Genomic DNA, 20225 nt, shown 5'->3' on the forward strand with positions numbered 1-20225 from the left:
CCACTCGGAATTGCGAGCATCAGTGCTAAACCGAATACTAACGCATATAAACCCGTAACTGACGGTTATACGAGACCGTTACATATCATTTAAAACCAACCTTATGAAAAACCTTTATCTAATCTTTATTCTAGTATTATGTTTGACTTCTTGTAAGCGAGAAAGTACTTCAATAACCGAAAATGAAATCCTTTGGGATACTTATGGTGTTCCTCATATCTACGCCACTTCTGATAATGACTTGTATTTCATGTCTGCTTGGGGGCAGATGAAAAACCACGGAAATCTAATCTTAAAACTCTACGGAGAAGCTAGAGGTACAAGTGCGGAATTATGGGGAGAAGGATTTGAAACTAACAAAGCACTACATCATTTAGGGCTTTATGAGCAATTACAGCCTGCTTATGACAACTTAGCACCTAAATATCAAGAAATGCTTCAATCATTTGTAGCTGGTATTAATTCCTATGCAGAGAAGAATAGCAACGAGTTAGATGAAAAATACAAGAAGGTTTTACCCATAACTGCAAATGACATAATTGCTCATGGTTTTCGTGTAGTTAACTATGAATTTCTTATTCGAGGTACTTTTTTATCCAATCAAAAAATAGAAGGCGGATCAAATTCATGGGCACTTTCAGGAAGCAAAACTGCTACTGGTAATGCGATGTTGGTGGTAAATCCGCATTTACCTTGGTCAGACTTATACCTATGGCATGAGCAACAATTTATTACCAATGAATACAATATGTACGGTGCAACCCTTATCGGAAACCCTTCGATAACACTTGGTTTCAATGATAATGTGTCGTGGACACATACAGTAAACACTATAGATAACACCGACTTATTCGAAATCAAAAAACAAGGAAATAGCTATTTACTAGATGGTGAATATATTCCATTTAAAGAGCAAGACTATTCCATTAAAGAACTACAGGAAGATGGTTCTATAAAGACCAATAAATTTACAAGGAAGCGTACAAAGCATGGCATTATTATTAAGGAGACAGAAGATACGGCATTGGCGATTCGATTTGCTCAGATGAATGATTTATCACCATTAGTCGAGCAGTACGATTTAATGTCTAAAGCGAAAAATTTAGACGATATGAAAAATGCCCTTGCCTTGAGACAAATGCCCTTTTTAAATACAGTCTATGCAGATCAAGACGGGAATATAATGCATCATTTTGGTGGTCTTGTACCAGAAAAAAATGGCGATTGGGACAAATGGCAAGGTGTAGTATCGGGTGATTCGAGTGTTGATATTTGGACAGATTATTATGAAAGTGATGAACTGCCTACTGTTGTGAATCCCCCTTCCGGTTGGCTACAAAATGCCAATGACCCACCTTATGTCAATACTATTCCAACTGTTTTGAACCCTAAAGATTTCGCATCACACATTGCACCAAATAACATGAGGTTCAGACCACAACGTGCCGCGAGGATAATGCATGAAGAGGATAGCATTTCTTTCAACCGTTTAGTGGAGTTAAAACATGATAATAAAGCAGAACTTGCATTAAGATTACATGATGACCTTCTTGCTTTAAAGGATGAAACAACAGACTCTTTAGTATTAGCCTCAATTGATGTAATGACCAAGTGGGATGGTTCATTTGATGCTAATAGTTTAGGTGCTATGTTCTTTATGACCTTTACCAATACTTGGGCATCTGAAAAGCAGACAAGCCCTTTTCAATTGAGTTCTCTTTTAAAAGAGACATGGCAATACAATAACCCTATCAATACGCCAGACGGATTTGTAAATAATAACGAAGTCATCAAAATTATAAAAAAGTCCGCTGAAAATCATTTGGCTAAATATCCTAAACTTGAAATTCCCTATGGAGATTATTACAAACTTAAAATGGGAGATTTAGAATATCCTGGAACAGGAGGTCCTCAGCATTTAGGCGTTTTTAGAATTGTATATGCAAATCCAAATGAAGAAGGCAAGTTCATTGGTTATTTTGGTGATACTTTCGTTCTTGTTCTTGAAATGGATGAAGAATTAAAAGCTAAGGGATTACTGACCTATGGAAATTCATCTAACCCGGATAACAAGCATTATGGAGACCAGCTAGAAAAGTTTAGTAAGAATGAACTAAGAGATATCTGGTTTAAACGAATAGATCAGGAGGCGAATTTGGAATTTAGAGAAATTAAAAACGATATGTAACAATGCCTATAGCAAATAGGGCATAAAATTCGATGTTTAAAGGCTTGCATTTATTTACTAAGTCCGCCAAATCTTTTGGGTTTGGCAATTAAAAAAGAAAAAATAATTACAAAACAAAAAGCTCTGGCTAGCAGACCAGACGGAAACGAAAAGTTTCCTTGCCTGCCCTACTTGCCATAGGTACTGTGTTACCTGCAAGCTAAAAATTGGACCTGCAAAAATCATGAATAACTTATATAATCAATCCGATGTAAACGGAATAATAGAAAGATTAGAAAGACTCACTCCTAATGCAGAAAGAAAGTGGGGAAAAATGAATGTAGCTCAAATGTTAGCTCACTTAAACGCTTTTCTTGAAACCGCATTAAATATAAATTTTCAAGAAAGAATGTTTATAGGCATAATTTTAGGCAGGTTTTTTAAAGGACGTTATGTAAGTAAAAAACAGTTTTCTAAAAATTCACCAACAGGGAGAAATTATATTTTTACAGGTGAAAAAGACTTTGAAGAGGAAAAAAATAAAGCTATGTCACTTATAAAGCAGTTTTATGAAAATGGACCTGAACAATGCACAAAACAACCTCACCCATTTTTTGGTAATTTAACACCAAATGAATGGGCAATTGCGCAATGGAAACATTTCGACCATCATTTAAGACAATTTGATTCTTAACGAATGAATAACAATTTAAAGTGGATTCTTAAAAATTCACATCTTATCATTTCCTTATCAATAGTAGTTCCTACGGCAATAATTTATGGCTCTCCTTCAGTATTGCCCGAACATTTAGATATTCAAGTAGATACTATTGACCTTTCAAATATGCTGAAAGCTTTTATGTGCTTATATCTCGGAATCTCGCTCATATGGGCTTTAGGAATCTGGAAAACAAAATATTGGAAAAGTGCCACTCAATTGAATGTTTTATTTATGCTTACTCTGGCAACTGGACGAGGGTTGAGTATGATAATGGATGGATTTCCAACTGGAGGTTATATTTTTGGAATAATTGCGGAACTTTTACTTGGACTATTTTCCTTATATCAGTTAAAAAAATACACAATGGAATAGATTTCTACTCTGAAAAAAGCCAGCAGGTAACAAAACCTATAAACAATATGGGCTTTGAGCTTAATCGAAAGGTTTGTGTATTTTTATGAAGTCCGCAAAATCTTTGGGATTTTGCTTTAAACAAGGAAAAGAAAAAACAAAACAAAAAGATTTTGCCATGTGCGTGGCGGAAAGCAAACCCCATTTTGCTCCCGTACTGTTCATAGCTCAACCGTTAAAACTTTTTGAAATGAATTTAAACCTTCTAAAAGAGCCTTATCAATTAAACAAAGCGCAAGTAGAATTCTACGAAAAAAACGCATATATAAAGCTAAAAGAAGTTTTAACTCCCGATATAATAAAACACTTTAACACAGTTATTTCAGAAAAAGTTGCTGAATTAAATAATGTAGAAGTACCAATAGACAAAAGAGACACTTACGGAAAGGCATTTTTGCAATTATTTAATCTTTGGGAAAAAGACGAAACAATTAAGCAACTTGTTTTTAGCAAACGTTTGGCAAAACTTGCCACAGATTTAATGCAAATTAATGGTGTTAGAATTTATCACGACCAAGCACTTTTTAAGGAAGCTGGAGGTGGAATAACACCTTGGCACGCCGATCAATATTATTGGCCCTTATCTTCAGATAAAGCAATAACCGCATGGATTCCTTTGCAAGAAACTCCACTTGAAATGGGACCTTTAGAATTTAGCGAAGGTAGCCAAGAAATTATTACAGGACGGGAATTATCCATAAGTGATGAAAGTGAAGAGAAAATTAGAAAAAATTTAAAGATCAATAATTTCAACCATGTCATCGAACCATTTGATATTGGTGAGGTAAGTTTTCACTCAGGATGGATTTTCCACAGAGCCGGAGCCAATACTACCAAAAAAAATAGAAACGTAATGACCATTATTTACATGGATAAGGATATGAAATTAAAAAAACCTGAAAACGATGGACAATTAAATGATTGGGAAACATGGTGCCCCGGTGCAAAAATAGGAGAAGTCATAGATTCTAGATTAAATCCTATTTTACATGAAATATAAATTTTACCAACCTATTTTTGATTGAATTAAAAACTAGCGATTACTATCCTTTAATTTTCTTCGCTTTAGAAAAGCCATATTTATCTACCAAATACACCAAACTAGCCATAGTTGCGGCACCCAACTCTAATTCTCGCTTATTTACATGCTCAAAAGTGTCGTTCTCTGCATGATGATGGTCAAAATAGCGCTGTGAATCTGGGCGTAAGCCTGCCAAGACCAAACCTTCATCTTTTAATGGGCCAATATCCGCACCACTTCCGCCTTTTAAAAACATATGTATTAAATAGGGTTCAAAAAGTTTTTTCCAACCTAAGACCTTTTCAAAATCCTCATCGGAACAATCAAAGGAAAATCCACGTGGTGTAAATCCGCCAGCATCACTTTCCAAAGCAAAAACATGGTTCTCATTTTTACTTTTAGCTACTTCAGCATATTTATTTCCTCCACGTAAACCGTTTTCTTCATTCATAAACAGCACAGCACGAATAGTTCGTTTGGGCTTATAACCACTTGCCTTTATCAAACGTAGTACATCCATACTTTGTACGACTCCTGCTCCATCATCATGTGAACCGTCACCTAAATCCCAAGAATCCAGATGTCCGCCAACAACCATAATTTCATTTGGATAGGTAGTCCCTCTTATTTCTCCAATAACATTATAGGATTCTACATCTGCATATTGTTTACAGTTTTGTTTAAAGTAGAATTTTATATCTGGATTTAGTTTTAAAGTAGTACTCAATAATTCCGCTCCATTAGTGCTTATAGCAGCAGCTGGGATCCTATCCGCGATTCCTGTATCACCATAACTCATGGAGCCTGTATGCGGATAATCATCCAAACGTAAATTCATAGATCTCACTATTACTCCCGCTGCTCCATATTTCCCGGCAACTTCCGCCCCAGAGTAACGTTGGTCCACACAACCCGAGTAGGATTGAAATGTACTTATATTGGTTGGATCCATTGGGCGATTAAAAAATACAATCTTACCTTTAATCTGATCCCTGCCCAAAGCTTCCAAGTCTTCAATTCCTTGAACTTCTATTACCTTTCCTTTTAAACCTCCATCAGGTGTTCCCACAGATCCCCCCAAGGCACATATTGGCACATTGGTCGTTAATCCCGGTTTGGTCTCTATATAAGCAAATTCAGGTGTCCCCCTTGTCCATTTAGGAACCATGACTGGTTGTAGCCAGACACGGTCCAATCCCAAAGAATCCAATTGCCTCTTAGTGTATTCAACCGCTTGCTGCGCTTCCACCGAGCCTGAAAGTCGACCTCCTATTTGGTTAGACAGATAGTTTAGCCAATCATATGCCTTACCTTTGGTCAAAGCCTTATCGTAAATGGCTTTTATTTGTTTTTCGTCATCGGATTGGGCAATTATTGGGTTAATAATGCCTAAAACTAGCAGTAGAACTATAATTCTCATTTATTTTCTTTTTGCAATTCTTCTTTAAAGCTTTCTAAATTAGCTTTTATTTTTTCTTCCAACTCTGGCTCTTGTACATCTTTGTATTTTTTTAACGCTTTCAACAGAATGCTGGCTACCGTTAAACGTGCAGCTTTTTTATTATCAGCAGGAATAACATACCACGGTGCGTGGGGTTTAGATGTTTTATTGATGGCCTCTTCGTAACAGTCTTGGTATTTATTCCAAAGTTTACGCTCTTTTAAATCTCCAGGGGAAAACTTCCAGTTTTTCTCTTTTAGCTCTAACCTTCGCAATAAACGTTGCCGTTGCTCCTCTTTTGACAAGTTTAAAAAGAACTTAAAAATAAGGGTGCCATTTTCTGCAATGTGTTTTTCAAAATCATTGATTTGGCGATATCTATTTTCCCAAAAGCTAGCATCAATATCTGCAACAGATTCAATACCAGGGATATTTTCTCCTAAAATATATTCTGGATGTACTTTGGTGACCAATACGTTTTCGTAGTGTGTTCTATTAAAAACACTGAACTTGCCTCGCTCTGGCAAGGCGATATAATGGCGCCATAGGTAATCATGCTTTAACTCAAGCTCTGTAGGCACCTTAAAACTATGAACCTCTACTCCCCTTACATTAAAATCTTTAAACACTTCCCGTATTAGGCTATCCTTACCAGAAGTATCCATCCCCTGTAAACAAATAAGCACGGCATACTTGCCATGCGCATAAAGAGTATCTTGAAATTTTCCAAGTTCGCGACGTACCTTCTTAAGTTCTTTCTTTAATTCTTTATCAGTAACACCATAGTTCTCAGTTCTTGCAGCTTCTGAAAGCTTTATCTCTCCTTCAACTTTAAAACTATTTTCATTTATATTATCCATATGAGGTAAGATACACAATTTTGAAAATTCTTTTCACGCAAAAAATATGTCTTTAATCGATTTTTGCAGAGGTGTTTGTGCAGAATAAAGAAAATTCTGGCTTTCTACCGATACATTTCCATTTTTACATCCATACGTATTTAACTTTAGAATCCCAAACTTACAGTAATGAAAACCTACAGAAGAATTATACTTCTTATTGCTGCCCTATTAGGTATTATTGGTCTTATACTCATGGCCTCTTTCACTACCTATAACGCCTGTGAATTTGCAAATACCAACAATGTATACATTAAAAACCAAACAGAACTAGCTTTTGATGCGGGTGATTTTAAGATGGTAAAGTATTATGCTTACAAGGCATTAACTGGTATTGAAAGAGCAAAGGATAATTTTAAAGACTGTGGTTGTGATATGGCCACCAAGAGCATTGACCGTACTAAAGAGAATCTAAAGAGTGCGACAAAGGCACCAACTATGGAAGATGCCAAAACCTTTGTAAAAATTGCTTTAAAAAATACACATCTTAGTATTGCTGCACTGGAAGATTATGAACCTACCATGAATAGTGCCTATGGGGAAGGTTTTTTAACCATGAATACCAATTCCAAAGCCCTAATCACAGATGATATTGTAAATTTTGAAGGCAATACGCTATCCGAAAAAATTGAGTCTGGTATAGCCAAATTTAAAAGTTCGCTAGACAGAATGATCGAAATCAATGATTGCGCTACAGCCTTGAACTACGTTCAGGTTACCCATGAACTATCTGTTAGAAAATCTGCAGATCAAACAATTTCTCCTGGCAAAAGATATTATCATAAACGAATTAAAGAGGTAACTGCCAATGCATTGAAAGATTTGGAAAACTGTAAATAGTATTATTTACTTGCAAATAGCTTAACATCTTCCTCAGAAACTTCCTTTCCTCCCAAAATTATCAATCTTTCAATCACATTTCTTAACTCCCGTACATTTCCTGTCCAATCATATCCCTTTAGCAAGGTTATCGCTTTTTTAGAAAAACTTTTAGGTGCTGTGCCCTGTTCTGAGGCAATCTTTTCTGAAAAATGAGAAATCAATAAGGGAATATCATCCCTACGATCGTTCAATGCCGGTACTTTGATTAAAATTACAGCTAAACGGTGGTACAAATCTTCCCTAAACTTACCCTCTTCAATTTCTTTCTTTAAATTCTTGTTGGTGGCCGCAACTACCCTAACATCCACCTTAATATCTTTATCAGTACCCACCCTGGAAATCTTATTTTCTTGCAGTGCACGTAAAACCTTTGCCTGTGCGGATAGGCTCATATCCCCAATTTCATCTAAAAATATAGTGCCTTTGTTCGCAGCCTCAAACTTACCCGCTCTATCCTTTACAGCAGAGGTAAATGCACCCTTTACATGACCAAAGAGTTCACTTTCTATAAGTTCTGATGGTATTGCGGCACAATTTACCTCTATAAATGGGGCAGATGAGCGCTGACTTTTTTGATGTATCCAGTGAGCCACCAGTTCTTTACCAGTTCCATTGGAGCCTGTAATTAATACCCGAGCATCGGTTGGAGCTACTTTCTCTATAATATCTTGAATAGCACCTATCTCTTTGCTTTCACCAATCATTTCATAGTTCTTACTAACCTTTTTCTTAAGAATTTTATTTTCTACAACTAGCTCTTTTCTATCCAGTGCATTACGGACAGTGGTTAGCAATCTATTTAAATCTGGCGGTTTTGAAATGTAATCAAAAGCCCCTAATCGCATCGTATTTACGGCGGTATCAAGATCTCCATGACCAGATATCATTATAAAAGGAATCTCAGGTTTTATTTTTCGGGCAGCTTCAAGAACTTCAACCCCATCCATTTTTGGCATTTTTATATCGCAAAGCACTAAATCGAAATCTTCTTTTTTAATGGTTTCAATACCTTTTAAACCGTCCTCAGCTTCAGAAACATTATAAGTATCACTTTCTTCGCTCAATATCTTTACCAGAACCCTTCGGATAGCTGCTTCATCCTCTATTACCAAAATTTTTGACATTCTTCCTTATTTAAAAAATTCCAATTTTAAAACCTCCTCTAAAGTACATATTTCCCTCGTTGTTTAAGAGAAATACTTGGTTTCTTCTATCATCTCGTAGTACCCCATTCTGTGTTATGGAATACCCAAAAAGCCCATATAACGATATATACTTTGTTATGTTAAATTGATATCCAAACGCTCCTACCAACGCAGAAAGTGAAATATTACTACCTAACTCGCCATCTGGTAATACAATATCATTTTGAATATTTATATAATACCCATCCAATAATAGTGCCGTTTGTAACGTATGTCTTTTTGAAATGTGATATTTAAAATTCATCCTCGGAATACCAAGGGTATAGGACCAATTTGGATGAAAGCGTTTATAATAGCTAACCAACGGAAGTGGAAAGGGTAAACCAGCATTACTGTTATAGGCTAGACCAAGAGCCAAACGAAAGGGTTTTTCAACATCTTTTACGTCCTTTAATAGTGTCGCGGTCAAATTTAACCGCATGTCTTCTGCTAAAATTTCACCAGTAAAATTTGATGCCAGTCTAGGTGTAATAAGGGTTATTAAACGCCAGTTATCATTCCACTTTGTAATATACCCAAGATTTAAATCTACTACGTATAAGCGATTTAATTCACTTGTGTCAAATGGAAATTCCCTAGAAGTCTCAAAGTTAAATTGATTGAATTCTGCTCCTGTAACTAAAAACTTGTCTTTTTTTAGTTTAATGGGTACGTTAATTAGGAACCTATATCTAGTAGTTTCAATTCCATTATCGTTTTCGGGAACATGCGTAGTTTCTATCCGTAATAAATCAGTGCTCTGAGAAAAACAAGTAGCTGTAACAAAACATAGGAATCCTATTAATGTTAGCCTAAATACCTGAATTTTATTCATTCTCTTTCTTAGGTTGCTGCTGAAAAATATGGACATCACGTTGAGGGAATGGAATACTAACGTTATTTGCCCTAAACTTGTTATCTATTCGATAACGTATTTCGCTTTTTGTCCTAGGATCACTAAAACTATCAGTAATAAAAAAGTTGATGGAAAAAAGTAATGCGGAGTCACCAAAATCTTCAAAGAGAACAAATGGTTTTGGATTTTTTAGCACCCCTTTTTGCTCTTTGACCGTATCAAGTAACAATTGTGTTACCAATTCCACATCACTGCCATAAGCAACACCAACACTGACTTTTTCACGAGTACTTTTATGATTCTGCGTGTAATTATAAATGATATCACTAATAAAATGATGATTCGGAATAATTATTACCTTGTCATCTCTAGTAATAGCTCTGGTTGTGCGCAATTTAATCTCAAAAACCTTACCCACTTTACCATTTACCTCAACAATGTCACCCACCTGAAGTGATTTATCAATTATAATGAAAATTCCACCTATGATATCTTGAAACAACTCCTGCAAAGCAAGACCCAATCCAACAAACAGAGCTGCAGAAGCTGTAAGAATAACTGTTACGTTAATCCCTGCGGCGCTCATGGTCAAAAGAATCACCACTACATATACAACGTACTTGATAAACTTAAAGATGCTGATAAACTTAAGTTTATCTTCGGTTTCCATTTTTCGGGTAAATAGTTTGCGCATCCATTTTAGCACAAACCCGGTCAGCAACATTGTTGCTAAGAGCAGCAAAAGGAGGCCTATCGTGATATGAATAGAATTTTCACCTTCCCCATAATGAAAACCCCATCCTAAAAAATCTTTAATAGAGCCCCAGATATCTTCTTTTAGAATTTCTTTAATTCCTTCTTCCTCCTGTAGTACCATGTATCAGTATCTTAACCACTTAAACAATTCTTTGTAAGTAGGTTTTTTTCCATACATTAAAATGCCTACTCTGTATATTTTAGCCGCCAGCCATACTATACCCAAAAAGGTAACAATTAAAAATAAAATACTGGTCAATAATTGCCATAAAGGCACACCACCCTCACCTATCCCTCCCGGTAGTCGCATAAGCATCACAATTGGTGACGTTAGCGGAAATAAGGAAAAACCTACTGCTATTGGGCCATGAGGGTTATTAAAAACCGAAAAGAAACCTACGTAAATAGCCAGCATTAATGGTAGTATAATTGGAAATATGAATTGCTGTGTATCAGTCTCATTATCTACTGCAGCTCCAATGGCTGCATAAATAGAGCTGTATATCAAGTATCCTAGAACAAAATAGATTACAAATCCTACCAGCATTAAAAATAAGGGAAGATTAAAAAATTCTTTGGCCCAAAACTCAATTTCGCTTTCTTGAGGAGCCGGTATACTCATCATTGGGTTATTGGTCATTGCTGGGTTAGAAGCCATCACGCCCAAATCTATATCCAATATCAATAATGCGACTATCAATAATAAAGAAGCAGAAAAAATCCAGATAGCAAATTGTGTAAGCCCAGCCAATGAAGTTCCAATAATCTTACCCAACATCAATTGAAAAGGTTTAACGGAAGATATGATGACCTCAATGATTCTACTGGTTTTTTCTTCTATCACACTGCGCATAACAAAACCTCCGTATATTATAATAAACATCATGATAAGGTATCCAAAAGCCCCACCAACAAAAGCCCTCATCATATTTAAGCCTTTAACATTTTCTTCTCCTTCAAATGTAGCTGTATGTATCTCAAAGCTTTTTTCAATGGTTGCAAATTCCTTTGAAGAAACCCCAATTTTCTGTAATCTTTCCTGCCTCAAACGATTTTCAAAAATACGTTCCAAACGTTCTAAAATATAACTTGCAGGATTCTCTTTGGTATATAAAAAAGTGGCACTTGCAACTTTCTCAAGACCATCTTCTTTTGGAATATGCAATAAGCCGTAATAACCCATAGAAAGTGTAGAATCTCTTGCTTGCCCAAGAGTTACATCTCTAAATTTTATATAGGAAATGGATTCTGTAGAATTAAACTCATTGGAAAAATAATCGCTTTCATTGAGTACAACTAAAATACGTTTTTCGCTATCATTTACTTCTGTTAAAAAAGCAATCAATACAATCATTCCTACCATTAGGATAGGACTTAAGAAAGTCATGATAACAAAAGATTTATTGCGCACTTTTGCCAAATATTCCCGCTTTATAATAAGTTTCAACTTACTCATACGATTTTAGACTTAACGGTTTGTATGAAAATATCATTGGCTGAAGGAATGGTTTCCTCAAAATGATTAATGTTACCCAAAGCAGACAGTTTACTTAATATGGCTTTAGTATTAGTAGAAGGGAGTTGTATGCTAAAATTCAGTTGGTTTTCTGTAGCCAAATAATTGGACTGTACTATTTGAAAATTACCGTTCAACTTATTTAGTACGCTTTCTTCAGCTTCTTTAGTTTGCAATCCAATATTGAAGATATTGTTTTTATAAGCCTTTTTAATATCAGATAGTTTACCATCCAATAGTTTTTCAGATTCATGGATGAGTGTGATATACTCGCAAAGCTCTTCTACGGATTCCATACGGTGTGTGGAAAATATGATGGAAGTACCATTTTCTTTTAAAGCCAATATCTCATCTTTTATCTTATTGGCATTAATAGGATCAAAACCACTAAAAGGTTCGTCAAAAATCAATAGTTTAGGTTCGTGCAGTACAGTAACAATAAACTGTATTTTCTGTGCCATTCCCTTAGAAAGCTCTTGAATTTTTTTGTTCCACCAGTCTCCAATCTCAAAACGATCAAACCAATATTTTAAACGTTTTTTTGCTTCAGGTTTTGATAAGCCTTTTAGCTGAGCCAAATACAACGCCTGCTCTCCAACCTTCATACTTTTGTACAATCCACGTTCTTCTGGAAGATATCCTATAGCCGCAATATGCTTTGGTTGCAAAGGTTCTCCATCAAAAAATACCTTACCAGCATCTGGAAAGGAAATTTGATTTATAATACGAATTAGAGTAGTCTTTCCTGCCCCGTTAGGACCAAGAAGACCATAAATGCAGTTTTTTGGTATTTCGAGAGAAATGTTGCTCAGTGCAGTGTGTTCCCCAAATTTTTTGGAAACCCCATCAGCAACAAGTATATGACTCATTCAGTAAATTTTATCAAAGGTAAAGATATTGATAAAGATGTGATTTATACTTTCCAAATAGATTGAGGGTATTCCAATAGTGTATGTCTCACATTAGAAGTTAGAGAAAGTAGTAACTTTAAGCAAATCAATAAACTATCACAAAATGAAAATCAAAGCTATTTTATTCTTAGGCCTATTAATATTCTTATCTAGCTGCCAACAAACTACATTCACTGAAAAAAAAGGGATGGTCAAGGTAACCATATTATATCCGAATAGTGAAGGAAAAACATTTGATATGGATTACTATTCAAATAAACACATGCCCATGCTTTCAGATTTAATGGGAAGCTCATTAAAGTTTTTAAAAATTGACAAAGGAATAGCGGGAAGAACACCAAACGAACCAATTCCATATTTGGCTATTGGATATTTATATTTTGATAAGCTTTCCGACTATGAAAATTCCTTTGGACCAAATGCTGAAAAAATTGTGGGTGATATCCCAAACTACACCAATATTCAACCAATAGTTCAAATTAGTGAGGTATACCAGTAGTTTTTAAAAAGGGCAATTTTGTTTAACCATTGTATGCTTTTTGAAATCACATTAGGCGTCTACAAACCCTATAAAAACAAAACCCACCCTTAACAAGTCAAGGATGGGAAAAAAATTGCTATGAAAAAGAAAATTAGATACTGTTGAACAGTATCAGACTCAAATATACGTTTTTTATTTAATTGGCAATAGTAAAACTGTTAAGAGAACATATCTTTTACTTTTTCAAAAAAAGATTTGTCAGATTTCTCTGGTCTAGGTATAAAATTATCATCATTCTGCATCTTCTCAAAAAACTCTTTTTGTTCCCTGTTCAATTCTTTTGGCGTCCAAACATTTACATGTACCAAGAGATCTCCACTTCCATAACCATTTATGCTGGAGACCCCTTTTCCCCTTAGTCGAAGAATCTTTCCAGATTGTATTCCTGGTTCTAATTTTATACGCACTTTCCCCCCAATGGCATCAATCTCTTTAGAGCTACCTAAAACAGCCTCGGAAAAACTGATGTAAAGATCATAGTGCAAATTATCTCCTTCTCTCTTTAATGTTGAATGTTCTTCAGTTTCTATTGCCACCAATAAATCTCCTGAAATTCCATTACCTGGGGCACCATTTCCTTTCCCGGAAACCTTTAACTGCATTCCCTCTTCTACGCCAGCAGGAATTTTTATGGATACTGTTTCTTCAACAACTTTTAAACCTTGTGCATCTGCACCACTAGGTCTTTTATCTATCATTTGTCCTGCTCCCCCACAAGTATTACAAGTGGCCGCAGTCTGCATACGCCCTAAAATAGTGTTGGTAATTTTGGTAACCTGTCCCTGACCATTGCATGTAGAGCATGTTTTGTAGGTAACACCATCTGCTTGAACTTTTCTGCGAACTTTTACTTTCTTTTCAACCCCGTTTACAATTTCTTCCAAAGTAAGTTTTACTCGAATACGAAGGTTGCTTCCTTTTACCCTTCTTTGACCACCTCCGCCAAAGCCACCAAAGCCGCCACCGCCAAAAGGACTACCAAAAATATCTCCAAACTGACTGAATATATCATCCATATTCATACCTCCGCCACCAAAACCACCACCTTCAAATGCTTGGTGACCAAATTGATCATATTTAGCACGTTTATCAGGGTCTCCAAGAACTTCATAAGCTTCAGCTGCTTTCTTAAACATCTCTTCAGCCTTTTCATCGCCCGGATTTTTGTCTGGATGGTGCTCTACAGCTTTTTTACGATAAGCCTTCTTTATTTCCGCTGCAGACGCGCTTTTGGAAACACCTAATATTTCATAAAAATCTTGCTTCATACAATGGTATTAATTACCTACAACAACTTTTGGATGTCTAATTATTCTATCACCTAGCTTAAAGCCTTTTTCAATCACGTCTATAATCTTGCCCTTCATTTTCTTGTTTGGGGCTGGTATCTGAGTTACTGCATCATGGATTTCCGCGTCAAAAACATCTCCTTCTCCAGCCTTCACCTCTTCTAAACCTTTATTCTTTAAAGTCTCTCTAAACTTATTATTGATTAATTCCACTCCTTTGAACAACTCTTTGTCATCTGATTTGGATATTTCTTTTAAGGCTCTATCAAAATCATCCAAAACAGGCAGTAAGGAAACTATTACATCTTGACCTGCAGTTTTAAACAAATCCATACGTTCCTTTGAAGTCCTCTTTTTAAAATTTTCAAACTCTGCAAAAAGACGTAAAAATTTATCTTTTTCTTTTGCCAAGTCTTCCCGAAGTTGATCTATTTCAGACACCTCTTCATCTTCTTGTATCTCTTCTACTTCAACTTCTTCGTTAAGTTCAGTCTCATTAACGGATTGGGATTTTTCCATTTCTTCGTCCATTTCTTGAACCTTACTTTTCTTGCTCATGCGATTCTAAATTTATTTCTCGTTTTAGGATGGCAAAAGTACTGCCATTTGCTTTAAAATGTCAAAATGTCACTACTATTTATAAAAAAATCCGCCCAAAGGCGGATATCAATACTTTCAAAGAAATTTAGTCTTTAGACATACTCTTTGGAGTAAGAAGAAACTGGGTCTTCTTTTATTGGTTCTTTTTGATATATTTCTTCCAATGCAGCACAAACATTTAGGAACTTAAACTTAAATCCTTTCTTTTCAATCCGTTTACTACTTACCCTTTGGCTAGCAAAAAGCAAATATGCCATCTCACCTAAAACTGTTTTCATGACAAATTCAGGAATGTTTGGTAATAAGAGAGGTCGTTCCAAGACCTTGGCCAACTCCTTTGTCAATTTTGAATTTGTAACTGGGTTGGGAGCTACCCCATTGTAAGTTCCTTGAAGTTCATTGGTAATTACGTAAACAAACATTCTAGCTAAATCTTCTATGTGAATCCATGATTGCCATTGCTCCCCAGAACCAAATGCGGCCCCTACGTAATTTTTAATAGGTTTTGCCATTTGCGGTAATGCTCCACCATCTTGCGACAGCACTAGCCCAATTCTAATTTTTGCCGCGTTAAAATCAAAAGATTCAAATGCATCAATTTCCTTTTCCCAAGCCTCCACGACTTTACCAAGAAAACTATCATCTACCTGTTTTTCATCCACTGAGTAAAAAGAAGAAAGTGAATTTGGATAAATTCCAATTGCCGATGCAGAAACGAATGAAGTAATATTTTTGACTCCTGATTTTTTAATACCGTTGCGAAGCGTTCGCAGACTATCAATCCTACTATCGAGCACTTTAGCTTTATAAGCGGAACTCCAACGCTTTGAAATACTTGCGCCTGCCAAATTTATAATAGCAGTTACCCCATTGAAGGAATTTAAATCAATTTCATTATCGGCTGGATTCCAATAGAACCCTTGATAATTATCTTCAGCGACCAATTTTTGCTTGGAAGTGGTTAAATAATTAATCCCGATACCTTTCTTGTGCAACTCCTTTACAATCGCTTTTCCCACTAAACCAGTAGCGCCTGTAATCAATACTCTCATACAATCAATTTTCACAAATGTATAGGTTTAAAATACTGATTACGAACGATTAAAAAAGGTTTAACAGTATTGTTTAAGCCTTAAGTTAAATTATCTAAAAAGATTTGTTACCGTTAACAAAGCTTTATATTCCTTCCTACTTGGTCGCCCTTAACATCTCACGCTTGCCCGGTGGTCCCGGCAAACGTTCAACAGTAAAACCTACCTCTTGCATTGCCCTGCGAACACTCCCCTTCGCAGAATATGTTACCAATACTCCACCAAGCTTTAATGCACCGTACATCTTTTTAAATATTGATTCCGACCATAATTCTGGTTGGACCCTATGTCCAAAAGCATCAAAATAAATGAGGTTGAACAAGTTTTGATAACTAACTTCCCTAAAATCCAGTTGGTGTTTCTGTAATGTGAAGTTTGGGTTGATTTTTTGTTCTTTGCCCCAATCTGAGATATGCATATTTAAAAATTCGTTTTCGTGTGCCTCAAAATTTAGAGTCCTAACATAATCAAGTTGGTTAATTTCTTCCATGCTTACTGGAAAAGCTTCTACACCGCAATAATTAACTCGCAAACTAAGCTTTTGAGCTTCAACCATGGTTATTAGGGCATTTAATCCTGTACCAAAGCCTATTTCTAAAATGGAAACATTTTGATTTTCAAATTGTTGAAGGCCATGTTTTATAAAAACATGATAAGCTTCCTGTACAGCTCCGTGGATAGAATGGTATTGCTCATTCCAGTCTTCTAACTGTATGGTTTTGGAGCCATCTGCAGTGATTATGATTTTACGATTCAAATCATTTTTTGATTAAGACCCCGTCTGCTTCAAACCGCAGTGTTTTCTTGGGCTCGGTTATTCTAGAAATCTCATCTTCTGAAGCACCTTTGTCCTTTGCATAATGGCGTTGTTCATCAACCGAAACTTCTTCTAAAAAAGCTTTACCGTTCATCACAACCTGTCTCCCAGAAGCATCCAAAGGCACAAAAAATCCATAATCTTTAAACTTTACAAAAACCTCTTCATTATTTGGCAAATTTACTTTCATCCAACATCCTTTTGCTTGGCATACTTCATTAATGTTACCAACTAATTGGGTAATCACAGTATCTTTTGCCTTTATATTTTGATAAACCTCAGCATCTTTAGTAGTGCCTTTTTCCTTCTCAAAATCAGCCCCAAATAACTCGTAATCAGTTGAAGAAGTATTCTGTTGCGCAAAAACAATAGTATTGGAAAAACCAATCATTAAAATGATAGCTAAAATGTTAAATCTTTTCATAGTAATTAAAAATTCGTGAAACGTTAACAAAACAATGGATTTAAAATTAAGAAAAAGCATAAAACTTATCATAAATAGCTAATTTTAACTTTTATAATCAGTTTTAGAATGGATGTTCAAATAAAGAATATTAGTGTAGAAAAGGTAAAAGCCTCTAAGATTCATGACGTAGATTTTAATAATCTTTCTTTTGGAAGTGTGTTCTCTGACCATATGTTGGAATGCACATATAAAAATGGTGCATGGGAAACTCCAAAGATTGTTCCTTATCAGCCAATTACTCTAGACCCATCTGCAAAAATTTTTCATTACGGACAGTCTATTTTTGAGGGAATGAAAGCCTATAAAGACAATGAAGATGGAATTTGGCTTTTTAGACCTTTGGAAAACCAAAAACGATTAAATATTTCAGCAAAAAGAATGGCAATTCCAGAATTGCCTGAAGAACATTTTATGGACGGTCTTTCTACTTTGTTGCAATTGGATAAAGACTGGATTCCAACACAAGCAGGAAGCTCACTATACATAAGACCGTTTATTTTCGCATCGGGCAATGGTTTTCATGCCTCTCCTGCAGATGAATATAAGTTCATAATAGCAACAGCTCCTTCTGGCGCGTATTTTTCTGGTAAAGTAAAAGTACTTATTGAAGAAAAATATTCCAGGTCTGCCAATGGGGGTGTAGGTTTTGCAAAAGCTGGAGGCAATTATGCAGGTCAGTTCTACCCTACCCAACTGGCCAAAGAAAAAGGGTACCAACAGGTTATTTGGACAGATGACAATACGCATGAGTATATTGAGGAAGCAGGTGCCATGAACATTTTTGTCCGAATCAATGACACTTTAATCACTGGGCCCACTAGCGACCGTATATTGGACGGTATTACCCGAAAGAGTATTCTAGATATTGCCAAGGACGAAGGTATTAAGACAGAAGTACGAAAAATAAGTGTAACCGAAGTAGTTGAAGCTGCAACGAATGGTTCTCTAAAAGAAATGTTTGGTGCTGGAACTGCCGCAGTTGTTTCCCCAATTTCAGGATTTGGCTATCAAGATAAGGATTACGATTTGCCAAAAATTGATAACGACTATGCATCGTTATTGAAAAAGAGAATTACCGATATACAATATAATAGAGCCGAAGACAAATTTGGTTGGCGATACAGGGTTTTATAAAATAAAAAGGCGCCATTGGCGCTTTTTTATTTGTTCAATATACTCTCAATATTGGGTTTAAAATAGTTTGGTCCTTTTAAAACTTTACCATCTTCTCTATAAATAGGTTTGCCATCTGCACCCAACTTACTCATATTGCTCCGTTGGATTTCTTCGAAAACTTCTTCTATCTTATATTGCATTCCATGTTCTATGATTGTCCCGCAAAGGATATAGAGCATATCTCCTAGTGCATCAGCAACTTCAACTAAATCATTATTCTCAGCAGCTTCAAAATATTCTTTGTTTTCTTCATCCATCAGATTAAACCTAAGCCTATTCTTAGATTCTCCTAAGTTTGCCGTCGGTTGATTCTTAACTCCCAAACCAAATGCATTATGAAATTTTTCTACGGCTGCAATTTTATCTTTCATTAGTTAATTCAATTAAATTTGCGCTAAAATAAATGATTTATGTTCACGACTGGACAATTAGTTTTTGCAGTACTCTTTATTATAGCATTTATAGTTATCATGTACTTTTCTTATAAAAAAGACAAAAAAATGCATTTAAAGAATTACAAGGGTGTCATTTGGGTGCTGATTACTTTCATCATATTCATAATTTTTCTTTTCTTATTTAAATACTTTCTTAAAAATTAACAAGAAAATTACCTACACCACAAAAATTGTAAGTTTCACAACATTATTATGCTTTTAAACGTATAATATAGGAAAACACGTACTTTTGTAGTACAAAATCAACAGTTCATCTATGACTACCTTTTTTAGTATTCTTTTTGTCCTACTTGCCATAAATGCTGTCTTATTAATTTTTAGTGTTAACGGTCCTTCTAAAAAAGTTAAAAGGCCATTACAAAAGCTTACGGGAAATTCTGTTCCCAAACTATTCTCAGAACAATATTCAGACAGAGATTACAAAAAGGCCGTTTAATTTATATCTTTAAGGCATAGCAAATAATTATGCCTGTTAAGTCTTCTATTTTATATTGGCTACTTAATCATCACTACATTATCCATTCATATTTTCTAAAATTTATTAGATGAAACAAGCATTCCTTGTATTCTTAGGAGGCGGTCTTGGTAGTGTGGCTCGTTTTATGTTATCAAAAATACTGAACCCTTATTTTCAGCATTTCTTCCTTGGCACTTTTCTGGTCAATAGTATTGGTTGTTTGTTAATAGGCATTATCCTAGGGCTTTCAGTAAGAAGTAATGTCCTATCCGAAAATTACACCCTTCTTTTAGCTACAGGTTTTTGTGGTGGATTTACGACCTTCTCCGCGTTTGCATTTGAAAAACATTCCTTATTAAAGTCCGGTGAATTCTTCCATTTTTCATTCTATACACTCTCAAGTATCATTATCGGACTTATAGCAGTATTTATAGGTGTTTGGATTTCGAAACTATACTAATTCAATTTTTCACACTATTCCATCACCATTGTTATAAATAATACACTTAACCCGAGTTATTGTTACAATAATCCTAAATAAATGATATCACGATTGATCAATAAATCA

Annotated in this window: 22 protein-coding genes; 9 read left to right on the forward strand and 13 right to left on the reverse strand. The window is 35.4% G+C overall.

Annotation, left to right across the window (positions count from 1 at the left end):
- Positions 1–103: 103 nt before the first annotated feature.
- From AACP56_RS04165 to AACP56_RS04180, 4 genes are all read left to right on the forward strand, one after another.
- Positions 104–2188 carry a penicillin acylase family protein gene (locus AACP56_RS04165; RefSeq protein WP_339333118.1) on the forward strand — a complete coding sequence of 695 codons (2085 nt, stop codon included), beginning with the start codon at positions 104–106 and terminating at the stop codon, positions 2186–2188.
- 223 nt (positions 2189–2411) lie between these two features.
- Positions 2412–2861 carry a DUF1569 domain-containing protein gene (locus AACP56_RS04170; RefSeq protein WP_339333116.1) on the forward strand — a complete coding sequence of 150 codons (450 nt, stop codon included), beginning with the start codon at positions 2412–2414 and terminating at the stop codon, positions 2859–2861.
- A 3-nt stretch (positions 2862–2864) separates the two neighbouring features.
- Positions 2865–3260, forward strand: a complete 396-nt coding sequence (locus tag AACP56_RS04175) for a DUF4345 domain-containing protein (RefSeq protein WP_339333114.1) — start codon at positions 2865–2867, stop codon at positions 3258–3260.
- A gap of 229 nt (positions 3261–3489) precedes the next feature.
- Positions 3490–4299 (forward strand): phytanoyl-CoA dioxygenase family protein, encoded by an 810-nt coding sequence (locus tag AACP56_RS04180; protein WP_339333112.1) that lies wholly within the window; start codon positions 3490–3492, stop codon positions 4297–4299.
- 43 nt (positions 4300–4342) lie between these two features.
- Here the strand turns inward: AACP56_RS04180 and AACP56_RS04185 are convergent, their stop codons facing one another.
- Together AACP56_RS04185 and AACP56_RS04190 are read right to left on the reverse strand one after the other, a co-directional pair.
- A complete protein-coding gene (locus AACP56_RS04185) occupies positions 4343–5740 on the reverse strand; it encodes a M28 family peptidase (protein ID WP_339333110.1) in 1398 nt (465 codons plus the stop codon).
- Positions 5737–6621 carry a PPK2 family polyphosphate kinase gene (locus AACP56_RS04190; protein ID WP_339333108.1) on the reverse strand — a complete coding sequence of 295 codons (885 nt, stop codon included), beginning with the start codon at positions 6619–6621 and terminating at the stop codon, positions 5737–5739. The genes AACP56_RS04185 and AACP56_RS04190 overlap by 4 nt, the downstream gene beginning before the upstream one ends.
- 168 nt (positions 6622–6789) lie before the next feature.
- Between AACP56_RS04190 and AACP56_RS04195 the strand changes: the two genes are divergently transcribed.
- The gene (locus tag AACP56_RS04195) at positions 6790–7500 is read left to right on the forward strand and encodes a hypothetical protein (RefSeq protein ID WP_339333106.1); all 711 of its coding nucleotides are present in this window, start codon (positions 6790–6792) and stop codon (positions 7498–7500) included.
- Between the two features lie 2 nt (positions 7501–7502).
- Here AACP56_RS04195 and AACP56_RS04200 read toward each other — a convergent pair whose 3' ends face one another.
- Genes AACP56_RS04200 through AACP56_RS04220 form a run of 5 tightly spaced genes read right to left on the reverse strand, consistent with a single transcriptional unit; the run spans position 7503 to position 12723 of the window.
- Positions 7503–8666, reverse strand: coding sequence for a sigma-54-dependent transcriptional regulator (locus tag AACP56_RS04200; protein WP_339333104.1), 1164 nt, complete (start codon positions 8664–8666; stop codon positions 7503–7505).
- A 10-nt stretch (positions 8667–8676) separates the two neighbouring features.
- A complete protein-coding gene (locus tag AACP56_RS04205; protein ID WP_339333102.1) occupies positions 8677–9561 on the reverse strand; it encodes a DUF6268 family outer membrane beta-barrel protein in 885 nt (294 codons plus the stop codon).
- Positions 9554–10459 (reverse strand): mechanosensitive ion channel family protein, encoded by a 906-nt coding sequence (locus tag AACP56_RS04210; protein ID WP_339333099.1) that lies wholly within the window; start codon positions 10457–10459, stop codon positions 9554–9556. Before AACP56_RS04210 ends, AACP56_RS04205 begins: the two co-directional genes overlap by 8 nt.
- A gap of 3 nt (positions 10460–10462) precedes the next feature.
- Positions 10463–11794, reverse strand: coding sequence for an ABC transporter permease (locus AACP56_RS04215; RefSeq protein WP_339333097.1), 1332 nt, complete (start codon positions 11792–11794; stop codon positions 10463–10465).
- Entirely contained in the window at positions 11791–12723 is a 933-nt protein-coding gene (locus AACP56_RS04220; RefSeq protein WP_339333095.1) for an ABC transporter ATP-binding protein, read from the reverse strand. The genes AACP56_RS04215 and AACP56_RS04220 overlap by 4 nt, the downstream gene beginning before the upstream one ends.
- A gap of 145 nt (positions 12724–12868) precedes the next feature.
- Here AACP56_RS04220 and AACP56_RS04225 point away from each other — a divergent pair, with 145 nt between their 5' ends.
- Positions 12869–13264 (forward strand): EthD family reductase, encoded by a 396-nt coding sequence (locus AACP56_RS04225; protein WP_339333093.1) that lies wholly within the window; start codon positions 12869–12871, stop codon positions 13262–13264.
- Between the two features lie 200 nt (positions 13265–13464).
- Here AACP56_RS04225 and dnaJ read toward each other — a convergent pair whose 3' ends face one another.
- The 5 genes from dnaJ to AACP56_RS04250 all read right to left on the reverse strand — a co-directional run bounded on the left by dnaJ (position 13465) and on the right by AACP56_RS04250 (position 17527).
- Positions 13465–14574, reverse strand: a complete 1110-nt coding sequence (gene dnaJ / locus AACP56_RS04230; protein WP_339333091.1) for a molecular chaperone DnaJ — start codon at positions 14572–14574, stop codon at positions 13465–13467.
- Between the two features lie 9 nt (positions 14575–14583).
- Positions 14584–15153, reverse strand: coding sequence for a nucleotide exchange factor GrpE (locus AACP56_RS04235; RefSeq protein WP_339333089.1), 570 nt, complete (start codon positions 15151–15153; stop codon positions 14584–14586).
- A 134-nt stretch (positions 15154–15287) separates the two neighbouring features.
- Positions 15288–16247 carry a TIGR01777 family oxidoreductase gene (locus tag AACP56_RS04240; RefSeq protein WP_339333087.1) on the reverse strand — a complete coding sequence of 320 codons (960 nt, stop codon included), beginning with the start codon at positions 16245–16247 and terminating at the stop codon, positions 15288–15290.
- 136 nt (positions 16248–16383) lie between these two features.
- Entirely contained in the window at positions 16384–17043 is a 660-nt protein-coding gene (gene mnmD / locus AACP56_RS04245) for a tRNA (5-methylaminomethyl-2-thiouridine)(34)-methyltransferase MnmD (RefSeq protein ID WP_339333085.1), read from the reverse strand.
- Position 17044: 1 nt separating this feature from the next.
- Positions 17045–17527, reverse strand: coding sequence for a DUF4920 domain-containing protein (locus AACP56_RS04250; protein WP_339333083.1), 483 nt, complete (start codon positions 17525–17527; stop codon positions 17045–17047).
- Positions 17528–17635: 108 nt separating this feature from the next.
- Here AACP56_RS04250 and AACP56_RS04255 point away from each other — a divergent pair, with 108 nt between their 5' ends.
- Positions 17636–18703, forward strand: a complete 1068-nt coding sequence (locus tag AACP56_RS04255; protein ID WP_339333081.1) for a branched-chain amino acid aminotransferase — start codon at positions 17636–17638, stop codon at positions 18701–18703.
- 26 nt (positions 18704–18729) lie between these two features.
- Here the strand turns inward: AACP56_RS04255 and AACP56_RS04260 are convergent, their stop codons facing one another.
- Positions 18730–19116, reverse strand: a complete 387-nt coding sequence (locus AACP56_RS04260; RefSeq protein ID WP_339333079.1) for a nucleoside triphosphate pyrophosphohydrolase family protein — start codon at positions 19114–19116, stop codon at positions 18730–18732.
- A 340-nt stretch (positions 19117–19456) separates the two neighbouring features.
- On the opposite strand from AACP56_RS04260, the gene AACP56_RS04265 reads away from it, so the two are divergent.
- Complete coding sequence (locus tag AACP56_RS04265; protein ID WP_339333077.1) at positions 19457–19636, forward strand: hypothetical protein; 180 nt, start codon at positions 19457–19459, stop codon at positions 19634–19636.
- 109 nt (positions 19637–19745) lie between these two features.
- Positions 19746–20117 (forward strand): fluoride efflux transporter CrcB, encoded by a 372-nt coding sequence (crcB, locus tag AACP56_RS04270; protein WP_339333075.1) that lies wholly within the window; start codon positions 19746–19748, stop codon positions 20115–20117.
- The last annotated feature ends 108 nt before the right edge of the window (positions 20118–20225 follow it).

The sequence above is a fragment of the Croceitalea sp. MTPC6 genome, assembly GCF_036985525.1.
GTDB lineage: Bacteria > Bacteroidota > Bacteroidia > Flavobacteriales > Flavobacteriaceae > Croceitalea.

What these genes read in the sequence shown, in the direction of transcription:
- AACP56_RS04165 (WP_339333118.1), top strand. Translation starts at nt 104, where the DNA reads ATGAAAAACCTTTATCTAATCTTTATTCTAGTATTATGTTTGACTTCT.
- AACP56_RS04170 (WP_339333116.1), top strand. Translation starts at nt 2,412, where the DNA reads ATGAATAACTTATATAATCAATCCGATGTAAACGGAATAATAGAAAGA.
- AACP56_RS04175 (WP_339333114.1), top strand. Translation starts at nt 2,865, where the DNA reads ATGAATAACAATTTAAAGTGGATTCTTAAAAATTCACATCTTATCATT.
- AACP56_RS04180 (WP_339333112.1), top strand. Translation starts at nt 3,490, where the DNA reads ATGAATTTAAACCTTCTAAAAGAGCCTTATCAATTAAACAAAGCGCAA.
- AACP56_RS04185 (WP_339333110.1), bottom strand. Translation starts at nt 5,740, where the DNA reads ATGAGAATTATAGTTCTACTGCTAGTTTTAGGCATTATTAACCCAATA.
- AACP56_RS04190 (WP_339333108.1), bottom strand. Translation starts at nt 6,621, where the DNA reads ATGGATAATATAAATGAAAATAGTTTTAAAGTTGAAGGAGAGATAAAG.
- AACP56_RS04195 (WP_339333106.1), top strand. Translation starts at nt 6,790, where the DNA reads ATGAAAACCTACAGAAGAATTATACTTCTTATTGCTGCCCTATTAGGT.
- AACP56_RS04200 (WP_339333104.1), bottom strand. Translation starts at nt 8,666, where the DNA reads ATGTCAAAAATTTTGGTAATAGAGGATGAAGCAGCTATCCGAAGGGTT.
- AACP56_RS04205 (WP_339333102.1), bottom strand. Translation starts at nt 9,561, where the DNA reads ATGAATAAAATTCAGGTATTTAGGCTAACATTAATAGGATTCCTATGT.
- AACP56_RS04210 (WP_339333099.1), bottom strand. Translation starts at nt 10,459, where the DNA reads ATGGTACTACAGGAGGAAGAAGGAATTAAAGAAATTCTAAAAGAAGAT.
- AACP56_RS04215 (WP_339333097.1), bottom strand. Translation starts at nt 11,794, where the DNA reads ATGAGTAAGTTGAAACTTATTATAAAGCGGGAATATTTGGCAAAAGTG.
- AACP56_RS04220 (WP_339333095.1), bottom strand. Translation starts at nt 12,723, where the DNA reads ATGAGTCATATACTTGTTGCTGATGGGGTTTCCAAAAAATTTGGGGAA.
- AACP56_RS04225 (WP_339333093.1), top strand. Translation starts at nt 12,869, where the DNA reads ATGAAAATCAAAGCTATTTTATTCTTAGGCCTATTAATATTCTTATCT.
- dnaJ (WP_339333091.1), bottom strand. Translation starts at nt 14,574, where the DNA reads ATGAAGCAAGATTTTTATGAAATATTAGGTGTTTCCAAAAGCGCGTCT.
- AACP56_RS04235 (WP_339333089.1), bottom strand. Translation starts at nt 15,153, where the DNA reads ATGAGCAAGAAAAGTAAGGTTCAAGAAATGGACGAAGAAATGGAAAAA.
- AACP56_RS04240 (WP_339333087.1), bottom strand. Translation starts at nt 16,247, where the DNA reads ATGAGAGTATTGATTACAGGCGCTACTGGTTTAGTGGGAAAAGCGATT.
- AACP56_RS04250 (WP_339333083.1), bottom strand. Translation starts at nt 17,527, where the DNA reads ATGAAAAGATTTAACATTTTAGCTATCATTTTAATGATTGGTTTTTCC.
- AACP56_RS04255 (WP_339333081.1), top strand. Translation starts at nt 17,636, where the DNA reads ATGGATGTTCAAATAAAGAATATTAGTGTAGAAAAGGTAAAAGCCTCT.
- AACP56_RS04260 (WP_339333079.1), bottom strand. Translation starts at nt 19,116, where the DNA reads ATGAAAGATAAAATTGCAGCCGTAGAAAAATTTCATAATGCATTTGGT.
- AACP56_RS04265 (WP_339333077.1), top strand. Translation starts at nt 19,457, where the DNA reads ATGACTACCTTTTTTAGTATTCTTTTTGTCCTACTTGCCATAAATGCT.
- crcB (WP_339333075.1), top strand. Translation starts at nt 19,746, where the DNA reads ATGAAACAAGCATTCCTTGTATTCTTAGGAGGCGGTCTTGGTAGTGTG.